This window comes from Roseibium sp. FZY0029, assembly GCF_036350355.1.
Taxonomy (GTDB): domain Bacteria; phylum Pseudomonadota; class Alphaproteobacteria; order Rhizobiales; family Stappiaceae; genus Roseibium.
Map to the genome: position 1 here is coordinate 85,545 of NZ_JAZDVZ010000002.1, position 11,598 is coordinate 97,142.

General features: G+C 59.6%; 10 protein-coding genes. 4 read left to right on the forward strand and 6 right to left on the reverse strand.

Translation table 11 applies throughout. The features are described from left to right. Positions 1 to 60: 60 nt before the first annotated feature. The 6 genes from V1T76_RS04910 to V1T76_RS04935 all read right to left on the reverse strand — a co-directional run bounded on the left by V1T76_RS04910 (position 61) and on the right by V1T76_RS04935 (position 5,685). A complete protein-coding gene (locus tag V1T76_RS04910; protein ID WP_330559495.1) occupies positions 61 to 330 on the reverse strand; it encodes a hypothetical protein in 270 nt (89 codons plus the stop codon). Between the two features lie 64 nt (positions 331 to 394). After that, positions 395 to 700 carry a cytochrome o ubiquinol oxidase subunit IV gene (cyoD, locus tag V1T76_RS04915; protein WP_330559496.1) on the reverse strand — a complete coding sequence of 102 codons (306 nt, stop codon included), beginning with the start codon at positions 698 to 700 and terminating at the stop codon, positions 395 to 397. A gap of 9 nt (positions 701 to 709) precedes the next feature. Further along, a complete protein-coding gene (cyoC, locus tag V1T76_RS04920; protein WP_330559497.1) occupies positions 710 to 1,303 on the reverse strand; it encodes a cytochrome o ubiquinol oxidase subunit III in 594 nt (197 codons plus the stop codon). 11 nt (positions 1,304 to 1,314) lie between these two features. Next, positions 1,315 to 3,354 carry a cbb3-type cytochrome c oxidase subunit I gene (locus V1T76_RS04925; protein WP_330559498.1) on the reverse strand — a complete coding sequence of 680 codons (2,040 nt, stop codon included), beginning with the start codon at positions 3,352 to 3,354 and terminating at the stop codon, positions 1,315 to 1,317. Next, entirely contained in the window at positions 3,354 to 4,286 is a 933-nt protein-coding gene (cyoA, locus tag V1T76_RS04930) for a ubiquinol oxidase subunit II (RefSeq protein WP_330559499.1), read from the reverse strand. The genes V1T76_RS04925 and cyoA overlap by 1 nt, the downstream gene beginning before the upstream one ends. Positions 4,287 to 4,443: 157 nt before the next feature. Continuing rightward, a complete protein-coding gene (locus tag V1T76_RS04935) occupies positions 4,444 to 5,685 on the reverse strand; it encodes a Zn-dependent hydrolase (protein ID WP_330559500.1) in 1,242 nt (413 codons plus the stop codon). 146 nt (positions 5,686 to 5,831) lie between these two features. Here V1T76_RS04935 and V1T76_RS04940 point away from each other — a divergent pair, with 146 nt between their 5' ends. The 4 genes from V1T76_RS04940 (at position 5,832) to V1T76_RS04955 (ending at position 11,567) form a co-directional block, all read left to right on the forward strand. Then, positions 5,832 to 7,391, forward strand: coding sequence for an ABC transporter substrate-binding protein (locus tag V1T76_RS04940; protein ID WP_330559501.1), 1,560 nt, complete (start codon positions 5,832 to 5,834; stop codon positions 7,389 to 7,391). Positions 7,392 to 7,681: 290 nt separating this feature from the next. After that, positions 7,682 to 8,626, forward strand: a complete 945-nt coding sequence (locus tag V1T76_RS04945; RefSeq protein ID WP_330559502.1) for an ABC transporter permease — start codon at positions 7,682 to 7,684, stop codon at positions 8,624 to 8,626. After that, the gene (locus V1T76_RS04950; RefSeq protein WP_330559503.1) at positions 8,626 to 10,563 is read left to right on the forward strand and encodes a dipeptide/oligopeptide/nickel ABC transporter permease/ATP-binding protein; all 1,938 of its coding nucleotides are present in this window, start codon (positions 8,626 to 8,628) and stop codon (positions 10,561 to 10,563) included. Before V1T76_RS04945 ends, V1T76_RS04950 begins: the two co-directional genes overlap by 1 nt. Continuing rightward, a complete protein-coding gene (locus V1T76_RS04955; protein WP_330559504.1) occupies positions 10,560 to 11,567 on the forward strand; it encodes an ABC transporter ATP-binding protein in 1,008 nt (335 codons plus the stop codon). Before V1T76_RS04950 ends, V1T76_RS04955 begins: the two co-directional genes overlap by 4 nt. Positions 11,568 to 11,598: the final 31 nt, after the last annotated feature.

Sequence of the window (11,598 nt, forward strand, 5' to 3'; positions counted from 1 at the left end):
ATGGGTTCTAGTATCCAAGGCTCAGCCGGTCGACCAGACGAACAGGCACAATATCGGCTATCATTCCACGTCGCCGATGTATTTTGCCTGATTGATCAGTTCCTGGCATTTGGCCTCGTTGCCTGCGCGCCGTTCCTTGTTCGCTTCTTCGAGCAGTTCGCGCATTTTCTCCGCTACGGTGATGTCGATGCCCTCGCGCTCGGAGTGGACTACCGCATTTTCGACCTTGTCGATGTCGGCCTGACAGTCAGCAAATGCGGCGGCTGCGCCCATAAGCAGGAAGCCGGCGGCAAGAATGCTTCCAACCAGCAAGGTGCGAATACTTGTCATATCCTTCTCCTTCCAGTCTGATGGGAGCCCGACAGCCCTGGGCTGCCGCCCACCCCTTTGACGTTCACTGCATCCGGTGATGGAGATCCATCATGATCCAGAGGCTGCCGCCCACCATGATGAAGATGAGCACCGCTGCAAAGGCCAGGAAAAACAGGTTTTCTGCCGGGGTGGACCTCAGATCGATGTGGAGGAAAAACACCAGATGCACAATTACCTGCAACACTGCAGCAACGGCGATGACAGCGTAGACCGCACTGCCGGCAAGCAGTCCGCCCCAGACAAGGGCGAAAGGAATGGCTGTCAGCAGGACAGCAAGGACAAACCCGGTAAGATAGGTGGACAGGCTACGTTCAGCGGAATGGTTCATATGTGCCCCCTATAGAACGCCCGGCAGATACACCGCCGAAAAGATCCCGATCCAGACAATGTCGAGAAAATGCCAGAAAAGCCCGAGCCGCATCAGCCGGGAGCGTACCGGCGCCGTCAATCCCTTGACCAGCATCTGACCGATCATCACCACGATACCAAGTGACCCGAAGGCCACATGCAGGCCGTGGGTTCCCACGAGCGTAAAGAAAGCAGACAGAAAGCCGCTGACTTCCGGCCCTGCACCTTTTTCGATCATGCCACCAAATTCGCTCATCTCCATCGCCAGGAAGGCAAGACCGAGCAGCAAGGTCACAAAAAGCCACTGGACCACACGGCCTTTCTGATCGTGCATCAGGGCAATGCTCGCCATCCCGAAGGTCAGGCTGGAGACAAGCAGCAAACCGGTTTCAATTGCAGTCCTGCTAAGGTCGAAGAGGTCCTTTGAGGTCGGCCCCGCCGCGGAATTTTCCGAAAGAACCGCATAGGTAGCAAACAGCAGTGCGAAGATGACTGCGTCGGTCATCAGATAGATCCAGAAGCCGAACTCCCGCGAATGGAGGGCGTGCTTCTGTTCTTCTTCCAGAATGGTTGCAGCAGACATCGGCCCCTCCCCTAAACCGTTCCGGTCAACGGTGCGCCGGAAGCGGCACCGCGCGGCACAAAATCGCGCATGTCATGCATGTCGGCCGGTGAAATCTGCGCAAGGCGTTCGCGCTCGATCCGCGCGACTTCTGCCGCCGGCAGTACGAACTCGCTGTTGTCATCCGAGGCGCGGATGCCGACGCACACGAGCGAGAGCACGAAACACAGGGCCACCAGCCACCAGATATACCAGACGAACGCGAAGCCAAGTGCAAAGGCCAGCGCGCCGAGTGCAGGCCCGATCCAGGTGTTTTTCGGCATGACGATGTCTTCGTAATGCTGCGGCGGCTGATAGGCCTGCCCCAGGATCTTCATGTCGTGGAAGGCGTCGATGTCGGTCACCTCTGGCAGAACCGCGAAATTATAGGGTGCCGGCGGAGACGACGTTGCCCATTCAAGGGTTCGCCCGTTCCACGGATCCCCCGTGATATCCCGGGCGGACCCCCAAGTCTTGGCTGACACGTAAAGCTGGATGGCAATGCAGGCGATGCCGCACAGGACGAACAATGCGCCAATCGCTGCGACGATCAGATAAGGCTGCCAGGTCGGATCGGCGTAATGCTCCATCCGCCGGCTCATACCTTTGAAGCCGAGCACATAGAGCGGCATGAAGGCGAGATAGAAACCGATGATCCAGCACCAGAAGGACCTGATGCCCCACTTGGTGTCGAGTTTGAAACCGAAGGCTTTCGGGAACCAGTAGTTCAGCCCGGCGAAGTAGCCGAACAGCGCCCCGGGGATCAGCATGTTATGGAAGTGCGCCACCAGGAAGGTGGAATTGTGCATCAGGTAATCGGCCGGCGGCAACGCCAGCAGAACCCCGGTCACGCCACCGATGACGAAGGTCACCATGAAGCCGATCGTGTAGACCATGGACGGGTGGAACTCGATCCGGCCCTTGTACATGGTGAACAGCCAGTCGAAGATCTTCACGCCTGTCGGCACCGCGATGATCATCGTCGCGATCCCGAAGATGGCGTTGACGTTGGCCGATGAACCCATCGTGAAGAAGTGGTGCAGCCAGACCGTGAAGGACAGGAGCGCGATACAGGCGGTCGCATAGACCAGCGATGTGTAGCCGAACAGCCGCTTGCGCGAGAAGGTGGCCACCACTTCGGAAAAGATGCCGAAGGCCGGCAGGATCAGGATGTAGACCTCCGGATGGCCCCAGATCCACAGCAGGTTGGCAAACATCATCATGTTGCCGCCATCGCCGTTGGTGAAGAAATGGAATCCGAGCGTCCGGTCGAGCGTCAACTGCCCCGCAACCACCGTCAGCGCCGGAAAGGCAAAGGCGATCAGGATGGAAATGCACAGCGTCGTCCAGGTGAACATCGGCATGCGCATGAAGGTCATGCCCGGACAGCGGTTCTTGACGATCGTGACGATGAAATTGATGCCTGAAAGCGTACTGCCCACCCCGCTGGTGATCAGCGCCCACAGCCAGTAGTCGACACCGACACCCGGACTGTATTCAACTCCGGAATACGGCGGATAGCCCGTCCAGCCGGCTTGAGAGAACTTGCCGACGACAAGCGATATCAGCACCAGAGCCGCACCGGCGGCCGTCATCCAGAGGCTGACGGAATTCAGGAACGGAAAGGCCACATCGCGCGCGCCGATCTGTTGCGGCACGATGATGTTGATCAACCCGGTCAGGAACGGCATCGCGACGAAAAAGATCATGATGGTGCCGTGGGAGGAAAAGATCTGCTCGAAATGCTCCGGCGGCAGATAGCCTTCCGTATTCAACGAAAACGCTTGCTGCGCCCGCATCATCAACGCGTCGACAAAACCGCGAACCAGCATCACCAAAGCCAGCACCACATACATGATGCCGATCTTCTTGTGGTCGACGCTGGTCAGCCAGTCTGTCCACAGCACCTTCCAGGCCCGCAGCCAGGTGATCAGCAGGAAGACGGCAATCCCGCCGCCGACAGTTACCGCTGCCCCACCCATGGCCACCCAGGAATAGAACGGCAGGGCCTCGATAGTCAGACGTCCCAGCATCAAACGGCCCCCCGGCAGATGAGTTCGGCGGCCTTGCTTTCGTAAGGCCCGACAATCGGCGCGTATTTGCGCAGGATGATTGAAAAGAGATCCGTCTCGAAGGACGAATAGTAGCGCACGGGATCGGCAACACTCTTCTTGTGCAGCTCCACGTAGGCCTTGGCATCCAGGACATCCGAAGCGCCCGTCACCTTTTCCTTCCAGGCGGCGAAATCCGCTTCACTCATGGCATGGGCCTTGAAATGCTGGTCGGAAAAGCCGTCACCGGAATACATGGTGTTGCGACCGTTGAAGGTTCCCGGACCATCGGCGATCAGGTTCACTTCGGATCGCATGCCCGCCATGGCGTAGATCTGTCCGCCGAGAGCGGGAATCATCAGAGAATTCATGACCGTGTCGGAGGTGATCTCGATGGTCAGCGGGCGGTCTGCCGGGAAGGCAAGTTCATTGACGCTTGCCGTGCCGAGTTCCGGATAGAGGAACAGCCATTTCCAGTCGAGCGCCACGGCCTGCACCTTGAAGGCCGGCTTGTCGGCCACCAGAGGCTTGTAAGGATCGAGCCGATGGGTTGCGTCCCAGACAATGGTTCCGATCACCACCACGATTGCGGCAGGAACCAGCCAGACCACGGCTTCGATGCCCCAGGAGCCGTCCCATTCGGGGGCGTAGTCGGCGGTGTTTCGGGTACGCTTGCGATACCGCCAGGCAAACAGGAGCGTCAGGAGAATGGCAGGTATCGCGACGATCATCATGATACCGAATGCCGTGAAAAGCAGATCCCGCTCCGCCAGCGCAATCGGTCCCTTGGGAAAGAGGACCGGAGCATCGGACAGCGCACATCCCTGCAACAGCGGAACACTGCATATCAGGCTGGCCGTCGCGGCAGACCTCAAGGCAGCGCGGACCCTGTGTCCGGCAATCCGAGTTTCCATGGCACCCCCTTTGGCAAATGGACGGGATTGTCAGTTTCCACGACTTTGAACAGCATGCCGCCGCAAACGATATGCCTTACTTTTGAAAAGCCTAGCCGAGCCCGCCCGGCAATGAAAGGGTGAAAGTTGCAGTTGCCGGCAGGCACCAGCAAACGGGTCACACGGACAGGTCGATCAACGCCTGCAACATGAGGTTGGCACCCTTCTCGATATCGGACCACTCACTGTGCTCTTCCGGGGCATGGCTGATGCCGGCCCGGCTGGGAACGAAGATCAGCCCGGAAGGGCAGAAAGACTGCATTGTCTGGGCATCGTGCCCCGCACCGGAGGGCATGCGCCGCACCGGCAATCCATCCCGTTCCGCCAGGCTCACCAGCGTGTCGGCAAGGCCCGCATCAAGGGCGACCGGTGACAGCCAGCTTCGCTCGCTCTTGCGTAATGTGAGACTGTGCCGATTGGCGACGATATCGGCACTTTCCAGGAACCGCGATTTAAGACCGACCATGATCTCTTCGGAGGTATCGCGCAGAATCACCGAAAAGACCGCACAGCCCGGAATCGTGTGCGGATGGTTCGGGGAAAGTTCGACATGGCCGATGGTAAAGCGGGTCTGGTCGGTTCCGTGCATATGGATCAGGTCCGGAATCGTTCCGGCAAGCTCTGACAGGCCAGCAAAAGCATCCGACCGCAAATGCATGGGCGTCGTGCCCGAATGGTTGGCAATGCCGGTCAGCTCCAGTTCCATGTAGCAGACGCCGGAAACCTCCTCGGCAATCCCGATCGGCAGGCCCTCGTCTTCCAGCACAGGTCCCTGCTCGATGTGAAGTTCCAGAAAGGCCTTGATCGACCCAGCCGGCCGAGCGGCTTTCAGGATATCCGTCGGCTCGAGGCCAAGACCGATCATGGCATCTCGAAGCTGGATCCCGTCGGCATCAACGGCCTGTTCGATCCATGCTGGCGTAATGGCACCGGCAATGGCCTGAGAACCAAGCATGCCACCAAAGCGCCCCTCTTCCTCGGAAGTCGCGGCAACTTCAATCGCCGTTTGCGGCATAATGCCGGCATCCTTCATCGTGCGCACGCATTCCAGAGCCACACAGGCCCCAAGCGAGCCGTCGAAGGCGCCACCATTGACCACAGTGTCGAGATGCGACCCGGCCATGACGCACGGCCCGGCTTCGGGCCCATACCGCCCGAACAGATTGAGCGCGCCGTCTCTCCAGACCTGCAACCCGTCAGCCTTCATCTGGGCCTCGAACCAGTCGCGGCACTCCAGGTCGACACGGGTGAAGCCCGGCCGCGTGTAGCCACCGGTTTCGGGAACATAGCCGAAGCGATTCACTCCGTTGAGAAGCGTTTTGAGGCGCTCCGGATCGATACGGATATCATGCTGCGGCATCCTTGTTTTCCTCTATTTATCAGCGATTAAGCGTTTGTTTTGTGTCGAAGGCACAACCCTCGAATGAAAATAAATATGAAATAATTATTGCAGCATTGCAATTTATCATGATTAATTATTCGTCAGAAACAACGAGGGGAATGGTCATGAAAAAATTCCTAGCCGCGGCGTTCGCCTCGGCCTTCCTCGCCTTTGCACCCCAGGTGCAGGCGCAAACGCCACCGAATATTCTGGTCGTCGGCCAGATCGCGGAACCCAAGTCGCTCGACCCGCACGCTGTCACGGCGGTCAACGACTTCCGCATCCTGGTGAACATCTATGACGGCCTTGTGCGCTACAAGGACGGCACGCTGGAGGTTGAACCGTCCCTCGCCGAAAGCTGGACCATTTCGGAAGACGGCAAGACCTACACATTCAAGCTGCGGGAAGGCGTGAAGTTCCATGACGGCTCGCCGTTCAACGCCGAAGCCGTGAAGTTCAACTTCGATCGCATGTTGAACGAGGAAAACCCCTATCACGACACGGGTCCCTTCCCGCTGGCGTTCTTCTTCTCCACCGTTGAGGAAGTTGTTGTCGATGACGAGAACACCGTCACCTTCAATCTCAGCGCCCCATATGCGCCCTTCCTGTCCAACCTTGCCTATCCGACAGGACTGATCGTCTCGCCCGAAGCCGTGAAGCAATACGGCAAGGATTTCGGTCGTCATCCTTCCGGAACGGGTGCTTACAAGTTTGCCGAGTGGCAAGCCAACGCCAAGGTGGTTGCCGTGCGCAACGACGACTATTGGGATGGCGCACCAGAGCTGGAAGCAGTGATCTACCGTCCCATCACCGACGCCAACACCCGCATTGCCGAAATGCTCTCCGGTGGGCTGGATGTGATGGTTGAAGTGCCGCCCGACAGCCTTCAGCAGTTCAAGGACGATTCAACCTTCAAGGTACTGGAGCAGGCAGGTCCTCACGTCTGGTTCCTGATCCTGAACGCACGCGAATCCCCGTTCGATATCAAGGCTGCACGTCAGGCCGCCAACTATGCCATCAACAAGAAGGCGCTGGTGGAAAACATCCTGCAAGGCACTGCCGAGGTTGCCGCCGGCCCGACACCGCCTGCGTTCGCCTGGGCCTACAACGAAAGCCTGGAGCCGTATCCGTATGATCCGGAAAAGGCTAAGGAACTTCTGAAGGAAGCCGAATACAACGGCGAGGAGATCACCTTCTACGTCACGGAAGGCGGCTCCGGCATGCTGGATCCGATTGCCATGGGCACGGCCATCCAGGCTGATCTCCAGGCCGTCGGCATGAAGGTCAAGATCGAAACCTACGAATGGAACACCTTCCTCGGTAAGGTGAACCCGGGCCTTCAGGGCAAGGCTGCCATGGCGGAAATGGCCTGGATGACCAACGATCCGGACACGCTGCCGTTCCTGGCCCTGCGCACGGAAGCCATGCCGGAACAGGGCGGTTTCAACTCCGGCTACTACTCCAACGCCAAGGTGGACGAACTGCTGGAGAAGGCCCGTGAGGAAACCGATCAGGCTGAACGCGCCAAGCTCTACAAGGAAATGCAGGACATCGTTCATGAGGACGCCCCCTGGGTCTTCGTCGCCAACTGGAAACAGAATGCCGTCACCAAGGCATCGGTCGAAGACTTCAAGCTGCAGCCGTCCTTCTTCCTGATGCTTCAGGACGTAAAGAAGCCTCAATAACGAAAAACCTTCCCGGCGGACCTTAAACGGTCTGCCGGGATTTTCGTATTCGGACCTTTCCGGAATTTCTTGAGTTGCCGGGGCAAGCGTACCCCACCAGAAGACCTCATCCTGAGGAGCGCGATTTCGCGCGTCTCGAAGGATGGGCGGCATACTCAGGAGCAAGCGGCCCATCCTTCGAGACAGCGCTTCGCGCTTCCTCAGGATGAGGGGCCAATGATTGGCAAAGCCTGACTTTCTGGATGAGATCCGGATCGGACGGTTGAGCACTCAGAAAGAGGGAGAGACCATTGGCTGCCAATATTGCCAAGCGTCTGCTGGCTGCCATCCCCGTTCTGTTCGGGTTGACGATCATCGTCTTCCTGATCATGGCCATGATCCCGGGCGATCCGGCCACAGCCATTCTGGGTTCTTATGCGACGCCGGAGAACGTTGCCAAACTCAACCGAGACCTCGGCCTCGACAAGACCTTGTTCGAACAATACCTCATCTGGATCGGTAATCTGTTCCAGGGCGATCTCGGCAGGTCCTACACGCTCAACCGTCCGGTGCTGGATGAAGTGATGGAGCGTTTTTCGGCAACGCTCATCCTGGCCGGCACATCGCTGGTCCTGTGCTCGATATTCGGCCTTCTCGCAGGTATCGTTTCCGCTGTCCGCCAATACGGCTGGGCTGACAAGATCATCACGCTGCTGGTGCTCATCGGCATCTCCACGCCGTCTTTCTGGCTCGGCCTGCTGCTGATCCTGGTCTTTGCCGTCAACCTGCGCCTGTTCCCCGCTTCCGGCATGTACGCCATCTATGGCGGCGGTGACCTGGTGGACCTGATCCATCACCTCACCCTGCCCGCCCTGACACTTTCGGTCGTCGCAACCGGCGTCATCGCCCGTCTGACCCGCACCGCCATGCTCGAGGTTTTGCGGCAGGACTATATCCGCACAGCCCGCGCCAAAGGCTTGTCGGAACGCAAGGTCATCTACAAGCACGCCTTCAAGTCCGCACTGGTCGGCGTGGTGCCGGTCATCGGCATCCAGGCAGGCTTTGTCATCGGCGGTGCAGTCTATATCGAAACCGTGTTCCAGTGGCCCGGTATCGGCTCCATGCTGGTGACCGCCATTTCCACCCGCGACCTGCTGCTGGTCCAGGGTGGCGTTCTGGTGGTGGCAGCAGCCTATGTGCTTTTCAATCTGCTCGCGGACGTGGTGCAGACCATACTGGATCCGAGGTTGCGCTGATGACTGACACGACCATGAGCGCCCCTTCGAAAACGAAGTCGAAATCCTCGCGCCCGGGGACACTCGCGCTCCTCCTGAATAATACACTGGCAACCAGCGGCCTTGTCGTCCTGGTGCTGATCTGCCTCATCGCGCTGGCAGCACCGATCCTGCCGCTGGAGGATCCGGACGTCACAGCCCCGGCAAACCGCCTGTTGCCGGTTTTTGCCGAAGGCCACCTGCTCGGCACTGATCATCTGGGCCGGGATATCCTGTCGCGGCTGATCTGGGGCACGCGAGTGTCACTCGCCGTCGGCCTGTCTGCCACCATCATTGCCGCCTTCTTCGGGTCGCTTCTGGGGCTGGTTGCCGGTTACGCGGGTGGGCGAACGGATACGCTGATCATGCGCGGCATCGATATGGTGATGGCATTTCCCTATATCCTGCTTGCACTGGCCATTGTCGCCGTGCTCGGCCCGGGCCTGCTCAACGCGCTTTATGCCATCGCCCTCGTCAACATTCCGTTCTTTGCCCGAAACATCCGCGGCATCACGCTTGGCCTGTCCCGGCGGGAATTCGTCGATGCGGCAAGGCTCTCCGGTAAATCGCCAGTGCAGATCCTGTTTCTGGAAATTCTGCCCAATGTTCTGCCGGTCATCGTCATCACCATGTCGACGACCGTCGGCTGGATGATCCTGGAAACCGCCGGTCTCTCCTTCCTCGGCCTTGGCGCACAGCCGCCCCAGGCAGACCTCGGCTCCATGCTGGGCGAAGGCCGCAAGATCCTTTTCACGGCCCCGCATGTGTCGATCATCCCCGGCCTCATGATCTTCGCACTGGTCATGAGCATCAACCTCTTCGGCGATGGCGTGCGCGACATTCTCGACCCGCGCCTGCGCGCCGGCTCGCTGACACGGCCAGTCTCTCGCACGGCCGTTCACAGGAAGGCTGACGACATTCCCGCGCCTTCCCAAAAGGGCGGCGTTCTCGATGTCCGGCAGATGCGAACAGAATTCGAGATCGGCAGTTCCGTCTACAAGGCCGTCGGTGGGGTTGATCTGAACCTGAAAGAGGGCGAATGCCTGGGTATCGTCGGTGAATCCGGTTCCGGCAAATCGGTCACCGCCATGTCGATCATGGGTCTCGTGCCGACACCTCCCGGCCGGATTGCCGGTGGTGCGGCCTATCTTGACGGGGAGGATCTCTTTGCGGCAAGTGACCGCCGCATCCGGGATCTGAGAGGCGGATCGGTCGCCTATGTCTTCCAGGATCCGCTGTCGACGCTGCATCCGCTTTTCACCGTTGGCGACCAGTTGACGGAAGCCATCACCACGCACCAGCCCTTATCCGGCTCGAAGGCACGCGAAAAGGCGATCGAACTGCTGTCGCTTGTCCGCATTCCGAACGCGAAGGAACGGCTGTCCGCCTACCCGCATGAACTTTCAGGCGGCATGCGGCAGAGGGTCTGTATCGCCATGGCGCTGGCCAATGATGCCAAGGTGCTGATTGCGGACGAACCGACCACCGCGCTCGACGTGACCGTACAGTCGCAGATCCTGACGCTGATGAACGGTCTGCGCCGGGAGCGCAACGCCGCGATCCTCTTCATTACCCACGACTTCGGCGTCGTCTCGGCTCTGTGTGACCGGGTTGCGGTCATGTATGCCGGACGGATCGTCGAAACAGGAACGACGGAAGAGGTTCTGGCCAATCCGCGCCATCCCTACACCGCCAAGCTGATCGAATGCGTGCCGGTTCTGGGCGAACCCGAGCGGCGTCTGGATGCGATCGAAGGCCGTCCGCCCGTGGTCAACAATCTGCCGGAAGGCTGCGCCTTTGCGGCCCGGTGCCCGCACGCACAGGCCGCCTGCCGAGCCGGAGAGATTGAGCTTGAAATGTCGTCGGATACCCGAGGTGTCCGCTGCCTCTTTCCGTTGAACTCCGGAGCGGCCGCATGAACGAGATCAGCCAGAAGCCTATGAACAGCGAAGCTCTTTTGACCATTCGGGATGTCGAACGCATTTTCGGCGGCGGGCGGAAGCTCTTTGGTGGACAGCTGCCGGCCGTCCATGCGGTCCAGGGCCTCAGCCTCGACGTGAAGAAAGGTGAGACTCTTGGTGTCGTCGGGGAATCCGGCTGCGGCAAGTCCACCCTCGCCCGTCTCGTCGTCGGTCTCGACCTGCCTACCTCCGGCTCGATCACATTCAACGGTGAGGATCTGGCCGCGCTTGCGAAAAAGGACCGCAATGCGCTGGCACGCAAGGTTCAATATGTCTTCCAGGACCCGGTTGCCTCGCTCAATCCGCGCAAGACCATCCGCACCATCCTGGAAGCGCCCCTCAAGCACCTGACCGACCTGAATGCGGACCGCCGCGAGGCCCGCCTTGCCGAACTTCTGCAGGCAGTCAATCTGGCCCCGGAGTTCCTGGAGCGCTATCCGCATGAATTTTCCGGCGGACAGGCGCAGCGGATCGGTATTGCGCGGGCACTTGCGGCAGGTCCGGAACTCATCGTGCTCGACGAACCGGTGTCCGCGCTCGATGTGTCCGTACAGGCCCAGGTCTTGAACCTTCTGGACAAGTTGAAGGACGACTTCGGCCTCACCTACATCTTCATCAGCCACGATCTTTCGGTGGTGGAAAGTGTCAGCGACCGGGTGGCGGTGATGTACTTCGGCCGGATGGCCGAGCTCGGCCCGGCCAGGGAGATCTTTCGCCATCCGCTCCATCCCTATACGGATCTGCTGATGCGCTCCGCTCCCGCACCGGGGAGGCACGACCTGATGTCCGAAGACGCTTCGGCCGAACTGCCGGATCCCTACAATCCGCCCAAAGGCTGCGCCTTTGCCGCCCGCTGCGCCCACCGCACCGATATCTGCGTTGCCGGCAAGCCGGCACCGGACGAGGCCACCGGCGGCAACAACCATATTGCAGCTTGCTATCACCCCCTCGGGAAGGCATAGGCATCCCGAAAAACAAGGCATTGCAGATTAA

Coding starts and splice junctions, on each gene's coding strand:
- V1T76_RS04910 (WP_330559495.1), bottom strand. CDS start 330: ATGACAAGTATTCGCACCTTGCTGGTTGGAAGCATTCTTGCCGCCGGC.
- cyoD (WP_330559496.1), bottom strand. CDS start 700: ATGAACCATTCCGCTGAACGTAGCCTGTCCACCTATCTTACCGGGTTT.
- cyoC (WP_330559497.1), bottom strand. CDS start 1,303: ATGTCTGCTGCAACCATTCTGGAAGAAGAACAGAAGCACGCCCTCCAT.
- V1T76_RS04925 (WP_330559498.1), bottom strand. CDS start 3,354: ATGCTGGGACGTCTGACTATCGAGGCCCTGCCGTTCTATTCCTGGGTG.
- cyoA (WP_330559499.1), bottom strand. CDS start 4,286: ATGGAAACTCGGATTGCCGGACACAGGGTCCGCGCTGCCTTGAGGTCT.
- V1T76_RS04935 (WP_330559500.1), bottom strand. CDS start 5,685: ATGCCGCAGCATGATATCCGTATCGATCCGGAGCGCCTCAAAACGCTT.
- V1T76_RS04940 (WP_330559501.1), top strand. CDS start 5,832: ATGAAAAAATTCCTAGCCGCGGCGTTCGCCTCGGCCTTCCTCGCCTTT.
- V1T76_RS04950 (WP_330559503.1), top strand. CDS start 8,626: ATGACTGACACGACCATGAGCGCCCCTTCGAAAACGAAGTCGAAATCC.
- V1T76_RS04955 (WP_330559504.1), top strand. CDS start 10,560: ATGAACGAGATCAGCCAGAAGCCTATGAACAGCGAAGCTCTTTTGACC.